This window comes from Microbacterium sp. AC215 (genome assembly GCF_979258645.1).
The window spans coordinates 849,461-865,332 of sequence record NZ_OZ409869.1 but is presented as its reverse complement, the minus strand read 5'-3'; the positions used below and the strand labels follow the sequence as shown (position 1 = coordinate 865,332).

Sequence of the window (15,872 nt, the reverse complement as noted above, 5' to 3'; positions counted from 1 at the left end):
AGAGATGGTCTCGCCCGGCATCCTCCTCGTCGACAAACCAGCTGGACTGACCAGCCATGACGTCGTCGCACGCACTCGACGTGCGCTCGGCACTCGCAAGGTCGGGCATGCCGGAACCCTCGACCCCATGGCCACGGGTCTGCTCGTGATCGGCGTCGAGGGCGCGACGCGACTGCTCACCTACATTGTCGGAGCGGACAAGACCTACGAGGCGACGATCCGACTGGGACAGACGACGGGCACGGACGATGCGGACGGCGAGATCCTGACCCGAGCCACGGCGGGGGCCTGGGACTCGGTCACCCCCGATCGGGTCGCGGCGGGGATCGAAGCGCTCACCGGCGCGATCTCTCAGGTCCCGAGCTCGGTGTCCGCGATCAAGGTCGACGGACGTCGCGCGTACGACCGTGTGCGGGCCGGCGAAGAGGTCGTGTTGGCCGCTCGTGACGTCACAGTGTCGCGGTTCGAGGTTCTGGCGGAGCGTTCCGGTGACGGGTTCCTCGATCTCGACGTCGTCGTCGACTGCTCCTCCGGCACGTACATCCGTTCCCTCGCTCGTGATCTCGGGGCAGCGCTCGGGGTCGGCGGGCATCTCACGGCCCTTCGGCGCTCGCGAGTCGGCGACTTCGACGTCGCGGATGCCGTGACGGTCGACGGCGTCGTCGAGACAGCGCTGCTGACTCCGGCCGCCGCGGCCGCGCGGGTCCTGGACGTGATGCCGGTGTCGGCAGAGGAAGCGAGAGATCTGCGTCACGGCAAGCGGCTGGTCGGCCAGGCGGATCGGCTGACCGGCTCCCTCGCGGCTGCGATCGACGAGGACGGCGTCCTGGTCGGCGTCGTCGAGAGGCGCGGTGCCGATCTCAAGAGCGCCATGAACATGCCGGAGGCGGCTCGATGATCCTCTGGCTGACGATCGCCCAGGTGGCGGTCGCGACCCTGGCCGGACTGTTCTGCGTGTCACTCGGCCTGGCCGGACGACGTCCGAGCGACTACTCCGTCGGTGCGCTCGCGCTCGTCGAGCTGCTCCTCGTCGTGCAGGTGATCGTCGCCATCGTGGCGCCGCTGGTGGGGAACCCGCCGACGGGCGACCTGCTCGAGTACTGGGTCTATCTCGTCTCCGCGGTGCTGCTCCCCATCGGCGCCGTGCTCTGGGCGCTGATGGAGAGGAGCCGTTGGAGCACGGTGATCCTCGGGGTGGCGGCGCTGGCCGTCGCGATCATGATCTGGCGCATGCACGTGATCTGGACCATCCAGGTGGCCTGACCGGTCGGCGAGGCATCCGGGGCTTCCCGCCCGGATCTAGAATGGAGGACGCTATGAGCACCACCGTTCCCACCTCCCGCATGACCGGCATCGGTCGTGTCCTCGTGATCGTCTACGCCGTGATGGCGCTGGCGGCGACCGGGCGAAGCTTCGTGCAGATCTTCCGCCAGTTCGGCGAAGCGCCTCTCGCGTATGCGCTCTCGGCACTCGCTGCCGTCGTGTACATCCTGGCGACGTTGGCACTCGTTCTCGCGAATCGACGCGGCTGGTACGCGGTGGCCTGGGTGGCGATCGTCTTCGAGCTCGCCGGCGTCCTCGTGGTCGGCTCGCTCAGCATCTTCTTCCCCGAGCTTTTTCCGCACGACACGGTCTGGTCGATGTTCGGGCGCGGGTATCTGTTCATCCCGCTCGTGCTGCCGATCTTCGGCATCTGGTGGCTGCGCACGCATAGGCCTGCCCGTGCGGTCGCGTCCGCTCTCCGCGTCGAGGCGAGCGCATGATCGTCTTCCGAGACCCGAGCGAGGTTCCCCCCGGTTTCGGTCCCTCCGCCGTGGCGATCGGCAAGTTCGACGGCGTCCACGCGGGGCACAGAGCGGTGATCGGGCGCCTCAAGGAGATCGCTGCCGAGTCGGGGATCCGCGCCGTGGCCGTCACGTTCGACCGCAATCCGCTCGCCGTGCTGCGGCCCGACCGCTGCCCGGAGAACGTGGTCACGGTCGAGCGGAAGATCGAGCTGCTGAGCGAGCTCGAGCTCGACGCCACGCTGCTTCTGACGTTCGACGAGGAGCTCGCAGCGCGCAGCGCGGAGGACTTCGTCGCCGGCATCCTGACCAGTGCCCTGCACGTGTCCACCGTTCTCGTGGGTGAAGACTTCCGGTTCGGCCGCGGCGGAGCGGGCAACCCCGATCTCCTCCGACAGCTCGGACCGAAATACGGCTTCACCGTAGAGGTCGTCGACGACGTCTTCCTCGACGGCTCCGACCGTCGGGTCTCGTCCACCTGGATCAGGGAACTGCTGATGGCCGGAGATGTCACCGCCGCCGCGCGTGTGCTCGACCGCAACGTCGACGTGCGCGGGGAGGTGGTGCACGGACTCAAGCGCGGACGCGAGCTCGGCTTCCCCACGGCGAACCTCTCGGCGTCCGTCGACTCGTTCGTGCCGGCCGACGGAGTCTACGCAGGCTGGCTCGTCGACCACGAGACCGGCCTCCGCCACCGGGCTGCCATCTCGGTCGGCACCAACCCCACCTTCGACGACGTGCTCGAACGTCAGGTCGAGGCGCACGTCATCGGAGAGACCGATCTCGATCTGTACGGTCACGACGTCACCGTCGAGTTCGTCGAGCGTCTGCGCGGAATGGTCGCGTTCGAGGGGATCGAGAAGCTGAAATCCCAGATGGCCGCCGACGTGACCGATGCCGAGACCGTCCTGTCGCGCGACGCCTGCTGAACTCGCCCTGAACTCTGCGTGTCCTGATCTGCGTGGCTCAGGCTGCATGGCATAGAATGGGCCTCGGTGGTCCCTGATCCTCGCGCGTCCTTCGCTCGTCGACGACCGCCGGAAATACTGTTCGTACGGTCCTGGCTCACGCCACACGCGGACACCGAGAACGGCCGATGCATCCTCAGGGTGTTCCGGCCTTCACGCTCAGGAGGAGCATGCCGACCACGGCAACCGCCGCAACACGGCGCAAGAAGACGTCCCGTCGCGACGATGAGGCACCCCTCATCCCGATCCTCGCCCGCAAGGTGCGTGAGATCGAGGCGAAGTCGCAGCGAGGAAAGCTCGGACCCACCAACCGGGTCAAGTTCCAGGTCATCGCCTTCCTGGTGCGTGAAGAGCGCGCCAGGGTCAAGGCGGATGCCGACATCGCCGATGCCGCCCGCGCAGAGCTTCTCAAGCGACTCGACGGCGTCGCCACGATCCTGGCGAAGACGGCGGCGCGCGACACGTCCCTGATCCAGCTTCTCGAAGCCGATCAGGCGACCTCACCGGTCGCGAAGCGCATGCGACGCGACTGGCTGCTCGAGTCGGGAGCCGAACTGGCTCCGGAAGAGCTGATCATCGCCGACATCGCGCCCGTTCAGGCACCCGTGGTGTCCGCCGCGATCGCTGAGCGCCAGGTGACCCCGCCCTCTGTCGAGGCGCGTCAACTGGCGAACCCGTTCCTCGCGCCCGATCTCACCCCGCGCGCCACCACGACTCCGCGTCGACGTCTCGACGGCTGGGAGCTCATGGGCCCGCTGTACAAGGCTTTCGAGACCGGAGCCGGGGGAGGAGCAGCCAGTATGGACCTGCCTCCGGCGCCCGAGTACGACCACCTCTCGCCCAAGGGTCTCGAGGTCATGGTGCATCAGTCCCGCTTCCTCGAAGCGGTGCGAGAGGGGCACAGGAGCTTCCTCCTCGCCGACGAGCCCGGTCTGGGCAAGACGGCGCAGTCGGTGCTCGCGGCGTCCGTGGCCGGGGCCTACCCGCTGCTCGTGGTCGTGCCCAACGTGGTCAAGATGAACTGGGCGCGAGAGGTCGAGCGCTGGACCCCTCAGCGCAGGGCCACCGTGATCCAGGGCGATGGTGATGACATCGACGCCTTCGCCGATGTGTTCATCGTGAACTACGAGATCCTCGATCGCCACATGTCGTGGCTCGCATCCATCGGGCTTCGGGGCATGGTCGTCGACGAGGCACACTTCATCAAGAACCTCAGCTCCCAGCGGTCGCAGAACGTGCTGTCGCTCGCGAATCGCGTTCGCGAGCGCACCCCCGGCGGCAACCCGCTGATGCTCGCGCTCACGGGAACCCCACTGATCAACGACGTCGAGGACTTCGACGCCATCTGGCGCTTCCTCGGGTGGACGACGGGTGAGAAGCCCGGGCCGGAGTTGATGGAGAAGCTCGACGCGACCGGCTTCACCCCCGCAGACAAGGCGTTCTACCCCGAGGCCCGCGAAGCCGTGATCTCGATGGGTATCGTGCGGCGCAAGAAGAAGGACGTCGCCGCCGACCTTCCCGACAAGCTCATCGCCGACCTTCCCGTGCAGCTGGACGACGAGTTCGGCCGCGGCATCCGTCAGGCCGAGCGGGAATTGGGCGAGCGGCTCGCCGCCCGCTACCGGCGGATCATCGAGGCGCGAGGGGATCGCGGACTGGCACACGGCGAGATCGACGACGACATCGTGCGTCTGGTCGCCCAGAACGAGCTCGAGGAGTCGAAGGCCGCTGGCACCGGGGGAGACAACGTCTTCACGATGGTGCGGCGCATCGGACAGGCGAAGGCGCACCTGGCAGCCGACTACGCGGCCCAGCTGCAGCGATCGGTGGGCAAGGTCGTGTTCTTCGCGAAGCACATCGACGTGATGGACCAGGCGGAGGCGCACTTCGCGTCGGCCGGCATCCGTTCGGTCTCGATCCGCGGCGACCAGACCTCGACCGTGCGGCAGCAGTCGATCGACGACTTCAACAGCGACCCCGAGGTCGGCATCGCGGTGTGTTCGCTGACCGCTGCCGGTGTCGGCCTGAACCTGCAGGCCGCATCCAACGTGGTCCTGGCGGAACTGTCCTGGACGGCCGCGGAGCAGACTCAGGCGATCGACCGCGTGCACCGTATCGGTCAGGACGAGCCGGTGACGGCGTGGCGGATCATCGCCGCGCACACGATCGACGCCAAGATCGCGGAGCTCATCGATCAGAAGCAGGGCCTCGCGGCCCGTGCCCTGGACGGCGAGGCCGTCGACGAGGCGGCGGCCGAGCCTGTGCAGCTGGGCGCTCTCATGCATCTTCTGCGGGAGACGCTCGGCGTCGTCTGAGCCTTCTCGAGTCGACAGAAATCGGCGTTAAGAACTTTGTTTCTTGGCGCCGATTTCTCATGTCGGGCGGACGTATCGCGCATTTCTGGCGAATCGTCGCGCAACGGCGGCAAGATCCTCGGTTTTCATCGTCTCGAATGGCGCCCGGTCCGCCCGGAGCGCTAGTGTCGATCGCAGGCAACGTCGCCTGTTCCCCCTTCCCTGAACCCGTCTGAGGCAAGCATGAAGATCGGCATTCTGACGAGCGGCGGCGACTGCCCCGGACTCAACGCGGTCATCCGCGGCATCGTGCTCAAGGGCACCACCACCTACGACCTCGAGTTCGTCGGCATCCGCGACGGCTGGCGCGGCGTGGTCGACGGGGACTTCTTCCCGCTCACCAGACACGAGGTGAAGGGCCTGTCGAAGGTCGGCGGCACGATCCTGGGCACCAGTCGCACGAACCCCTACGAGGGTGAGCGCGGCGGCGCCGAGAACATCGCCAAGACGCTGTACGGACACAAGATCGACGGCATCATCGCGATCGGCGGCGAGGGGACCCTCGCAGCAGCCGACCGCCTCGCCAAGGACGGCATCAACGTCATCGGCGTGCCGAAGACGATCGACAACGACCTGCGCGCCACGGACTACTCGTTCGGGTTCGACACGGCGGTCAACATCGCCACGGACGCGATGGATCGTCTGCGCACCACGGGCGACTCCCACCAGCGCTGCATGGTCGCCGAGGTCATGGGGCGCCACGTCGGTTGGATCGCCCTTCACGCGGGCATGGCAGCGGGCGCTCACGCCATCTGCATCCCCGAAGTCCCCATGTCGATCGACGACATCACCGAGCTCGTCTCGAGCGCGCACGATCGCGGTCGCGCACCGCTCGTCGTCGTCTCGGAGGGGTTCAAGCTGCTCGGTATGGATGAGGCCTACAGCGACAAGGGCCTGGACGCATTCAACCGTCCTCGACTCGGCGGCATCGGGGACCAGCTCGCTCCGGCGATCGAGCGCATCACGGGCATCGAGACCCGCGCGACGATCCTTGGCCACATCCAGCGCGGCGGATCGCCGTCGGCCTTCGACCGCGTGCTCGCGACGCGCCTCGGACTCCACGCGGCCGACGCGATCATCGACAAGGCATGGGGCCAGATGGTCGCGATGCAGGGCACGGACATCGTGCGCGTGCCGTTCGCCGAGGCTCTGGGCGAGCTGAACACCGTTCCGCGCAGCCGCTACGACGAGGCAGCAGCGCTCTTCGGCTGAGTCTCGATCGCGTGCACCACAGAGAACGGGCCGATCCGTGCGGATCGGCCCGTTCTCTGCGTTCTTCGAGAGGTCAGCGCGATGCGAGGCCGACCGTGTCGAGGATCCAGGCGAGCTCGAACGCCCGCTCCTTCCACGAGTTGTAGCGTCCGCTGACACCGCCGTGACCGGCGACCATCTCGCACTTGAGCAGGGCGTCGGTCGCACCGGCGACGCGCAGGGCAGCGATCCACTTCGCAGGCTCGACGTAGAGGACGCGTGTGTCATTGAGCGAGGTCACGGCCAGGATGCGCGGGTAGCGCACGCCGTCGCGGACGTTCTCATACGGCGAGTACGACTTCATGTACTCGTACACCTCGGCTCCGTGCAGCGGGTCGCCCCATTCATCCCACTCGATCACCGTCAGGGGGAGGGAGGGGTCGAGGATCGTGGTGAGCGCGTCGACGAACGGCACTGCCGCGAGCACGCCGGCGAACAGCTCGGGAGCGAGGTTCGTCACCGCGCCCATGAGGAGTCCTCCCGCGCTTCCTCCCTCGGCGACCAGGCGCTCGGGCGACGTGACTCCCTGCTCCACGAGGTGCTCGGCGCACGCGACGAAGTCGGTGAAGGTGTTGCGCTTGTTCAGCAGCTTGCCGTCCTCGTACCACTGCCGACCCATCTCGCCACCGCCGCGGACATGAGCGACGGCGAAGACGATGCCGCGGTCGAGTTCCGAGAGCCGCGCGACCGAGAAGCCGGGGTCGATCGAGTGCTCGTACGAGCCGTAGCCGTAGAGATGCACGGGGCGCGGGTCGGCGCCAGGCTCTCCGAACGATCGCTTCCACACGAGGGAGATCGGCACGCGGGTACCGTCCGACGCCGTGGCCCAGTCGCGCTTCTGGCCGTACTCCCGGGGGTCATACCCGCCGAGGACGGCGACCTGCTTGCGCAGATGCAGCTCGCGGGTGGCGAGATCCATCTCGTAGACGGTTCCCGGAGTCACGAACGACGTGTAGCCGAGCCGGAGGAACGGCGAGTGCCATTCCGGATTGCCGCTGACGCCTGCCGAGTACAGGGGCTCGTCGAAGGCGATGTCGTCGACCGAGTCCGTCGTGTAGTCCAGGATGCCGACCCGTTCCAGGCCTTCACGGCGGTACTCCACCGTCGCGAAGTCGCGGAACGCGTCCATCCCGAGCAGTCGACGACCCGGCTCGTGCGCGAGGACGATGCGGCGCTCACTCTGTGGGTCGGAGGCGGGCACGGAGACGAGCTCGAAGTCCAGGGCCTCATCGTTGTGCAGGATGTAGAGGCGGTCCTCGCCGTCCACCACGGCGTGCTCGAGCGAGTACTCGACGCCTTCGCGGCGCGGCCAGACGATCCGAGGAGCTGCGGTGAGGTCTCCGGCGAGATCGACGAGGTACTCCTCGCTGGTGATGCTCGATCCGACGGCGATCACCAGGTACTTGCGGCTGCGGGTGATGCCGGCGCCGAGCCAGTACTTCTCATCGGGCTCGTGGAAGAGCTTCACGTCGCCCGAGACGGGAGTGCCGAGACGATGCAGCCAGAGAGTGTCGGGCCGCCATGCCTCGTCGCGTGTCGTGTAGAGGATCCCGGTGCCATCCGGTGTGAAGAACGCGCCACCCGTGTCTGGGATCTCGTCGGGGAGCGTCTCGCCGGTCACGAGGTCGCGCACGTGCACCGTGTAGAGCTCGTCGCCCTCGAAGTCCGTCGCCCAGAGCAGCTTCGTCGCGTCGTCCGAGGTGTCGAACGCTCCGAGGGAGAAGAACTCGTGCCCCTCGGCCTCGACGTTGCCGTCGAGCAGCACGATCTCGCCCGGCACCGCCACGCCCGGCTCCAGCACCGGGGGAGTCCAGTCGTCCTCGGCCGCGGCGGTACGGCAGTGGATGCCGTACTGCGCGCCCTCTTCGGTGCGGCTGTAGTACCACCAGGCACCGCGCCGCGTGGGCACGGACAGATCCGTCTCCTGCACACGGCCCTTGATCTCCTGGAACAGAGTCTCGCGGAGGTCGGCCAGATGGGAGAGCTCGGCCTCAGTGTGCGCGTTCTCGGCTTCGAGGTGTGCGATGACCTCGCCGGATTCCTTCTCCCGAAGCCATTCGTATGGATCATCGAAGGTGTCACCGTGGTGCGTGCGAAGGGTCGAGCGGCGGTCTGCGATCGGGGCATCAGTCACGCCTCCCACGCTATCCCAGGTCAAGTTGACCGGCACCCGGGAGGGTGGGAGGATCTACCGGGGCCGGTTAACGGAAGTAAAACCCACGGTGAACTCTTCGTTCGTCACGTCGATCCCGTCGACACCTCTCCTTTCTTCCTCAACGACCGAAAGCGAACGGTGGAAACCGCAGCCCTCATCGTCGTGCTGGTTATCCTGCTGGCACTCTTCTTCGACTTCACCAACGGGTTTCACGACACCGCCAACGCGATGGCCACGCCCATCGCGACAGGCGCGCTGAAGCCCAAGACCGCTGTCCTTCTCGCAGCAGTCCTCAACCTCGTCGGAGCATTCCTGTCGACGGAGGTCTCCAAGACCGTGTCGCACGGGATCATCCGCGAGGACACGATCCAAGGCGACGTGTTCCTGCCGATGATCTTCGCCGGTCTCATCGGCGCGATCACCTGGAACATGCTGACGTGGCTGCTGGGTCTGCCCTCGAGCTCGTCCCACGCGCTGTTCGGCGGCCTGATCGGAGCCACCCTGGTCGGCGTCGGAGTCAACGGCATCGACTTCGGCATGGTGCTCTCGAAGATCATCCTCCCGGCGCTCATCGCCCCGCTGACGGCAGGCATCATCGCCTTCGCGGCGACCAAGCTCGCGTACTCGATCACCCGACGCTACGACGGCAAGCCCGACGGGCGCGACGGCTTCCGCTGGGGACAGATCTTCACGTCGTCATTGGTCGCACTCGCGCACGGCACGAACGACGCTCAGAAGACGATGGGCGTGATCACCCTCGCGCTGATCACTGTCGGGTGGCAGAGCAGCGAGCAGGCCGATCCGTACCTCTGGGTCATCATCGCCTGTGCGGTGACGATCGCCCTCGGCACCTATCTCGGCGGGTGGCGCATCATCCGCACTCTGGGCAAGGGGCTGACCGAGGTCAAGCCCGCGCAGGGCTTCTCGGCCGAGAGCTCGACGGCAGCGACCATCCTCGCCTCCAGCGCTTTCGGCTTCGCGCTCTCGACGACGCAGGTCGCTTCGGGCTCGGTCATCGGCTCCGGCCTCGGCCGCCGCGGCTCCACGGTCCGCTGGCGGACCGCCGGTCGAATCGCCATCGGCTGGCTCCTCACACTTCCGGCTGCAGGCGCAGTCGGTGCCCTCGCGGCCCTGCTCATCACCTGGCTCGGCCTCTGGGGCATCGCGATCGACGCGGTCCTGGCGCTGGCCGTGATCATCGGCCTGTTCCTTCGCTCCCGCAAGGATGCAGTGACCTCCGCGAACGCCATGAGCGATGTGGCCGAGTCGGGGCTCGCGATCGAGCACCCCGACACGCCCCCGCCCACGCGTCGACAGCAGCGGATCATCGAGGCCAAGGCCGAGGCCAAGGCTCGTGCGGAGGCGCGCGAGAAGGTCAAGGCTCAGGCCAAGGCGGACGCCAAGGCGAAGGCAGCGGCCAAGGCCGCGAAGAAGGCCCCGAAGGCGGGCGCCTCGACGCGGGTCGACGGCCCCGGGGTCGACAGTCCCGAGACGGCGAAGAGCGAGGAGTCGAAGTGAGTGTCGGCATCGACTGGGGCGCATTCGTCCAGGTGTTCCTTGCGGCTCTGATCGGAGCCTGCGCGGTCGTGACGTTCTATGCGTTCGGTCTTCGGCTTCTTGTTCGCAGCGGACACGCGCCGGTCGTGAGTCCGGCGGAGTTCACCGACGCCATCACCGTGATCTCCGAGAAGGAGCTCAAGCGGGCTGCCAAGCAGGCGGCCAAGGCGGCGAAGAAGAGTCCGCTCACCGAGGGGCAGCGACGGATCGCACTGTTCGGCGCGTACGGATGCTTCGCGCTCTGCGCGGCTGCGGTCGTGGCAGGCATCCTGATCATCGTCGTCGGGCACTGACCGACGAGTCCTGCCCAGGAGGGCGTCAGCGGAGGAGACCGGCGACGAGGTCGTCGACGATCTCGTCGGTGGTGGTGTCCGGATCGATCGGGGTCGTGAGCCGATCGAGCAGCAGGCCGTCGATCGCATAGTGGAATAGCGCGATCTCTCGGCGACCGCCCGGAAGACCCGCTCCCGCGTTGAAAGCGACGTCCGCGTCGAACCCCGCTCGCTGCCACGCGCCGAGAAGGGCGCCGACCTCGGGGCGGCGGCTGCTCTCGAGCCGCAGCTCGAACAGTGCGAGTGTGACGTCGCGGTCGTCGGTGAGGCGACGCACGATGTCGCGGATGTACTCGGCGAAGAGCTCTCTGCTCGGTTCCTCCGATGACCGCCGTGCGAGGTCGTCGTCGCTGGGGGCGAGACGCTCGCCGATCCGATCGACGAGGCCCGCGATGAGTGCCTCTCGGCTGCGGAAGTAGTTCGAGGTGGTGCCCACCGGCACGGCCGCGACGATGTCCACGGCTCGGTGGGTGAGACCGCGAGAGCCATCGGTCGCCAGAACGGTCAGCCCTGCATCCGCGATGATCCGTCGCCGTGTCTCGTTCTTCGCCATCCGAGCACTGTATCGCGACTACTACAGCTGCCGTGGAGTCGTCGCCCGTCCGGTGTCGCGCCGCGGCCTAGGCTGAGACCATGTCAGCGCCTTCCGACAGCGGCTTCGTCTTCGGTCGCCATGATCCCGCCTCGCACGTCATCATCCATGTGAGCGACCCGCACTTCCTCGCGGGTGGAGCGCGGCTCGGCGGACGATACGACGTCGAGTCGAACTTCGCTCGCACCCTTGAGGCGATCAGGGCCGTGCACCCGCACCCGTCGGCGATCGTCATCACCGGCGACCTGGCCGACCTGGGGGAGCCGGATGCGTATCGCCGTCTCCGCCGCGCCGTCGAGCCGGTGGCGCAGGAGCTGGGGACGACCGTCGTCTGGGTTGCCGGCAACCACGACGAGCGGCCGGCGCTGCGCGAGGGGCTGCTCGACCTGCCCGCGACGGAGGAGCCCGTGACGGGCGCATGGGACCTCGACGGTCTGCGCCTGATCGCCCTCGACACGAGTGTGCCCGGATGGCATCACGGCGACCTGGACCCCGGCCAGCTCTCATGGCTGGCGGAGATCCTGAAGCAACCGGCGCCGCACGGCACGCTGCTCGCGATGCACCACCCGCCGCTCCCGAGCCACCTTCCGCTCTTCGACATACTCGAGCTGCGGCACCAGGACGAACTCGCAGAGGTCATTCGTGACACGGACGTGCGCGGTATCCTCGCCGGCCACCTGCATTACTCGTCGCACGGCACCTTCGCGGGCGTGCCTGTCAGCGTGTCCTCGGCGACCTGCTACACGATGAATGTCGCTCGTCCGGCCGCCGATGTGAACGGCATGGATGCGGCGCAGGCGTTCCAGATCGTGCATGTACGACCCGAGACGATCACCCACACCGTGGTGCCCGTGACCGACGCGCCGACCGGCGATCACTTCTCGATGGCGTGGCTGGAGAGAATGGCCCGTCTCAGCCCGGCAGAGCGTCTCGAGGCTTTCTCTCGCAAACGCTGACCCGCCGTCGTATCCCTGGCCGTGCATGCACGCAGGCGTAGACTGGATGCATCCCCCGCACCACACACTCGCCACTACCCACAAGGATGTGACATGGCTTCTGCCGCGCCTGCCCCCACCCGCACCGAGACCGATTCGCTCGGGAGCATGGAGATTCCCGCCGACGCGTACTGGGGGATCCACACCGCCCGCGCCGACGCGAACTTCCCGATCACCAAGCGTCCGATCTCGGTCTATCCGGACCTCGTCGTCGCACTCGCGATGGTCAAGCAGGCCAGCGCCAGAGCGAACCGCGAGATCGGCGTCCTCGACCCCGAGCGTGCGGACCTGATCGATCGGGCCGCCCAGCGTGTCATCGACGGAGAGTTCCACGATCAGTTCACCGTCGGTGTGATCCAGGGCGGTGCCGGCACGTCGACGAACATGAACGCCAACGAGGTCATCACCAACATCGCCCTCGAGCTCGCCGGACGCGAGAAGGGCGACTACGCGTTCCTCTCGCCGATCGATCACACGAACCGCAGTCAGTCGACCAACGACGTCTACCCGACGGCGGTCAAGATCGGTCTCTCTCTGACACTCCGCTCGCTGCTCGAAGAGCTCGATCTGCTGCGCATCTCGTTCCTGCACAAGTCGCACGAGTTCCACGATGTGCTCAAGGTCGGACGCACGCAGCTGCAGGACGCCGTTCCCATGACTCTGGGTCAGGAGTTCCACGGCTTCGCTTCGACCCTCGGCTACGATCACACGCGCCTCACCGAGAACGCCTCGCTGATGTTCGAGATCAACATGGGTGCGACCGCCATCGGCACCGGCATCACCACGCACGTCGACTACGCACCCGCTGTGCTGAAGCATCTGCGCGAGATCACCGGACTCGACCTGGTGACGGCCGGCGACCTCGTCGAGGCGACCAGCGACACCGGCTCGTTCATGTCGTTCTCGTCGACCCTGAAGCGCAACGCCATGAAGCTGTCGAAGATCTGCAACGACCTGCGACTGCTGTCGTCGGGTCCGCAGGCGGGCTTCGGCGAGATCAACCTGCCGGCGATGCAGGCCGGTTCCAGCATCATGCCGGGCAAGGTCAACCCGGTGATCCCGGAGGTCGTCAACCAGGTGGCGTTCGCGGTCGCCGGCGCCGACATGACGGTGACGATGGCGGCCGAGGCCGGGCAGCTCCAGCTCAACGCGTTCGAGCCCGTGATCGCCCACTCGATCTTCCAGTCCATCACCTGGATGCGTCAGGCGATGTGGACGCTGCGCGTCAACTGCGTCGATGGCATCACGGCGAACCGAGACCGCCTCGGCGCCATGGTCGGCGCTTCGGTCGGCGTCATCACAGCACTCACGCCGTTCATCGGATACGCCGCCGCGGCGGCGCTGGCCAAGACCGCGCTGCTGACGAACAGGAACGTCGCCGACCTGGTCGTCGAAGCCGGACTGATGTCTCGCGAAGAGGTCATCAAGCAGTTGTCGCCCGCGCGCCTGTCGGGACTCGAGGCCATCACGGCCGCGATCCCGGTGATCGGGTCCGAGGACCTCATCGAGATCTGACTCCGAGCACACGGAAGGGCCCCGGCGACATCTCGCCGGGGCCCTTCCGTGTGTCACAGAGCGAGCGGGGGATCAGTCCAGCACGCGACAGTGGGTGGTGAGCTCGCCGATGCCGTCGATGCCGACCGTCACCGTCGAACGATCCCGGAGGAAGATCTGGGGGTCTCGAGAGTATCCGGCACCGCCGGGGCTCCCGGTGGAGATCAGGGTGCCGGGAAGCAGCGTCAGGGACTGCGAGAGATGCGCGATGAGCTTCGCGACCGACCGCACCATCTGATCCGTGCTCGCGTCCTGGACGGTCTGGCCGTCGACGATCGCCCAGATGTGCAGGTCCTGCGGGTCGGCGACCTCGTCGGCCGTGACGGCGAAGGGACCGGTCGGGGTGAAGCCGTCGAACGACTTGCACCGTGACCACTGCGCTTCAGAGAACTGGACGTTCCGCGCGGTGATGTCGTTCACGACGGTGTAGCCCCAGACGTGCGAGAGCGCGTCGGCCTCTGCGACATCCTTCGCCGGGGTGCCGATCAGCACACCGAGCTCCGCCTCGTAGTCCACAGCCTCGCTCAGCGAACGCGGCCACGACGTCGTCTGCTCGTGGCCTGTCAGCGAGTTCGGCCACAGGGTGAACACGGTCGGAGCGGCGTCGGTCTTCAGACCGAGCTCGCTCGAGTGAGCCGCGTAGTTGAGGCCGACCGCGAGGACCGCCGGGGGAGCGATGACCGCTGAGGCGAAGCTCCACCCGTCGAGCGGGTGCCGCGGAGCATCGCCGTCGAGGGCCGAGCGAAGAGCGGTGAGCGTCTGCTCGCCCCCTTCGATCAGCTGCTGAAGCGTCGCAGGGGGGTCGGGAAGGAGATTGGAGACGAGGATGGCATCGGCACCCTCCACCACTGCGAGATGCGCAGCGGGAGAGTCGGCACGACGCAGATGAGCGAACCGCATGCTCCTACGCTATCCGCTGCTCGGCTCGATTGCCTGGAGGAAGTCGCCAGACCCGGGCGAAGTTGGTTGTTCGCCATATGCTTTGGCTATGAGTTCCGGAGGACCGTCCCAGCCATCGCCGTACACGCCGCCGCCCGCGCAGCAGCAGCCGCCGACGTATCCCCAGCAGCCGCCGACGTATCCCCAGCAGTATGCTGCGCAGCCCCCGCAGTATTCGGCGCAGCAGTACGCGCAGTCGAACTACGCCCCGCCGCAGTTCTCCCAGCGTCCTCAGTACGCCTCGGTCCTCGCTCAGCCGACCCCGTATTCGCCTCCCGCTCCGGCCGCACCCTCGCCTGCCCCCGGTCTTCCTGCCCTGCCGGCGGCACGCCGAGGCGGACGCGTCGCGCTGTTCGCGCTGTTCGGCTTCCTCGGTCTGCTGATGCTCGGGCTCATCGCCTACTTCGGTCTGTTCCTGGGTCCGCTCGCATCGATCATCGGCCTCGTCCTCGCGCTCGTCCCGCTCGCCATCGTCTTCTTCGTCGTCCGTATGATCGACCGGTGGGAACCCGAGCCCAAGTCGCTGGTGTTCTTCGCGATCGCCTGGGGTGCGATCGCCGCCGTGGGACTCACGCTCCTCGTCGACCTCGGGCTGACCGCGCTCCTGGGGTTCCGGGGAGAAGTGGCGGGCGCCGTCATCCAGGCGCCGATCGTCGAGGAGTTCTGGAAGGGTTTCGGAGTCTTCCTGATCTTCCTGATCGCGCGTCGCTCGTTCGACGGTCCGGTCGACGGGATCGTCTACGGGGCGCTGGTCGGTGCCGGCTTCGCGTTCACCGAGAACATCCAGTACTTCGCGATCAGCCTCATCGAGGGCGGCGGCGAGCAGCTGACGGTGACGTTCATCCTTCGGGCGATCATGTCGCCCTTCGCCCACGCGATGTTCACATCGCTGACGGGTCTCGCCATCGGCCTGGCCGCTCGACGGCACGCGTCGACAGGGGCCGCACTCGGGTTCGGTCTGCTCGGGATGCTGGGGGCGATGGTGCTCCACGGCCTGTGGAACGGATCGTCCTTCGCGAACTTCTTCCTCCTCTACTTCGTCCTCCAGGTGCCGCTGTTCGTGGGGTTCATCGTGGGGATCATCGCGTTGAGGCGCGAGGAGTCTCGCCTCACGAAGGCGCGTCTGGGCGATTACGCGGCCGCCGGGTGGTTCACCCCCGAGGAGGTCACGATGCTCGCGACTCCCGCCGGGCGCAAGACCGGCCTGGCATGGGCGTCGCAGCTTCGGGGCGATCGGCGTCCGCTGATGCGCGAGTTCATCAAGGACGCCACCATGCTGGCATCCGTCCGTCAGCGCGCGATAACGGGGCGCGACCCTATGGCACCGGCGGACGAGCAGGCGCTGCTCGCCCGAACCCGCGCCACTCGGGCTGCTCTGCTGGCCTACTGAG

14 protein-coding genes are annotated in these 15,872 nt (G+C 67.4%); 11 read left to right on the top strand and 3 right to left on the bottom strand.

All coding sequences use genetic code 11. The features are described from left to right. Positions 1 to 4 precede the first annotated feature (4 nt). From truB to ACZZZF_RS04485, 6 genes are all read left to right on the top strand, one after another. On the top strand, positions 5 to 898 hold the full coding sequence (truB, locus tag ACZZZF_RS04510) for a tRNA pseudouridine(55) synthase TruB (RefSeq protein ID WP_463497240.1): 894 nt from the start codon (positions 5 to 7) through the stop codon (positions 896 to 898). After that, positions 895 to 1,263, top strand: a complete 369-nt coding sequence (locus tag ACZZZF_RS04505) for a hypothetical protein (protein ID WP_053095792.1) — start codon at positions 895 to 897, stop codon at positions 1,261 to 1,263. Before truB ends, ACZZZF_RS04505 begins: the two co-directional genes overlap by 4 nt. Positions 1,264 to 1,316: 53 nt before the next feature. Beyond that, complete coding sequence (locus ACZZZF_RS04500) at positions 1,317 to 1,763, top strand: hypothetical protein (RefSeq protein WP_261987734.1); 447 nt, start codon at positions 1,317 to 1,319, stop codon at positions 1,761 to 1,763. Further along, on the top strand, positions 1,760 to 2,713 hold the full coding sequence (locus ACZZZF_RS04495) for a bifunctional riboflavin kinase/FAD synthetase (RefSeq protein ID WP_463497238.1): 954 nt from the start codon (positions 1,760 to 1,762) through the stop codon (positions 2,711 to 2,713). The genes ACZZZF_RS04500 and ACZZZF_RS04495 overlap by 4 nt, the downstream gene beginning before the upstream one ends. A 209-nt stretch (positions 2,714 to 2,922) precedes the next feature. Beyond that, positions 2,923 to 5,067 carry a DEAD/DEAH box helicase gene (locus tag ACZZZF_RS04490; RefSeq protein ID WP_463497235.1) on the top strand — a complete coding sequence of 715 codons (2,145 nt, stop codon included), beginning with the start codon at positions 2,923 to 2,925 and terminating at the stop codon, positions 5,065 to 5,067. Positions 5,068 to 5,289: 222 nt separating this feature from the next. Further along, entirely contained in the window at positions 5,290 to 6,318 is a 1,029-nt protein-coding gene (locus tag ACZZZF_RS04485) for an ATP-dependent 6-phosphofructokinase (protein ID WP_053095796.1), read from the top strand. A 73-nt stretch (positions 6,319 to 6,391) separates the two neighbouring features. Here ACZZZF_RS04485 and ACZZZF_RS04480 read toward each other — a convergent pair whose 3' ends face one another. Then, on the bottom strand, positions 6,392 to 8,491 hold the full coding sequence (locus ACZZZF_RS04480; protein WP_463497232.1) for a S9 family peptidase: 2,100 nt from the start codon (positions 8,489 to 8,491) through the stop codon (positions 6,392 to 6,394). Positions 8,492 to 8,650: 159 nt separating this feature from the next. Between ACZZZF_RS04480 and ACZZZF_RS04475 the strand changes: the two genes are divergently transcribed. Beyond that, positions 8,651 to 10,030, top strand: a complete 1,380-nt coding sequence (locus ACZZZF_RS04475) for an inorganic phosphate transporter (RefSeq protein ID WP_372983654.1) — start codon at positions 8,651 to 8,653, stop codon at positions 10,028 to 10,030. Then, on the top strand, positions 10,027 to 10,362 hold the full coding sequence (locus ACZZZF_RS04470) for a peptidase (RefSeq protein WP_187249511.1): 336 nt from the start codon (positions 10,027 to 10,029) through the stop codon (positions 10,360 to 10,362). Before ACZZZF_RS04475 ends, ACZZZF_RS04470 begins: the two co-directional genes overlap by 4 nt. Positions 10,363 to 10,387: 25 nt before the next feature. Here the strand turns inward: ACZZZF_RS04470 and ACZZZF_RS04465 are convergent, their stop codons facing one another. After that, a complete protein-coding gene (locus ACZZZF_RS04465; protein WP_056278461.1) occupies positions 10,388 to 10,954 on the bottom strand; it encodes a TetR/AcrR family transcriptional regulator in 567 nt (188 codons plus the stop codon). Positions 10,955 to 11,034: 80 nt separating this feature from the next. On the opposite strand from ACZZZF_RS04465, the gene ACZZZF_RS04460 reads away from it, so the two are divergent. Both ACZZZF_RS04460 and ACZZZF_RS04455 read left to right on the top strand, forming a co-directional pair. Further along, positions 11,035 to 11,949, top strand: coding sequence for a metallophosphoesterase (locus tag ACZZZF_RS04460; RefSeq protein ID WP_320488044.1), 915 nt, complete (start codon positions 11,035 to 11,037; stop codon positions 11,947 to 11,949). Between the two features lie 93 nt (positions 11,950 to 12,042). Continuing rightward, entirely contained in the window at positions 12,043 to 13,503 is a 1,461-nt protein-coding gene (locus ACZZZF_RS04455) for an aspartate ammonia-lyase (RefSeq protein WP_053095801.1), read from the top strand. A gap of 72 nt (positions 13,504 to 13,575) precedes the next feature. On the opposite strand, the gene ACZZZF_RS04450 is transcribed toward ACZZZF_RS04455, so the two are convergent. Then, positions 13,576 to 14,442, bottom strand: coding sequence for a fumarylacetoacetate hydrolase family protein (locus tag ACZZZF_RS04450; protein WP_463497229.1), 867 nt, complete (start codon positions 14,440 to 14,442; stop codon positions 13,576 to 13,578). Between the two features lie 88 nt (positions 14,443 to 14,530). Here ACZZZF_RS04450 and ACZZZF_RS04445 point away from each other — a divergent pair, with 88 nt between their 5' ends. Next, positions 14,531 to 15,871: a PrsW family intramembrane metalloprotease gene (locus tag ACZZZF_RS04445; RefSeq protein ID WP_463497227.1), complete on the top strand. Its 1,341-nt coding sequence runs from the start codon at positions 14,531 to 14,533 to the stop codon at positions 15,869 to 15,871. Position 15,872 lies beyond the last annotated feature (1 nt).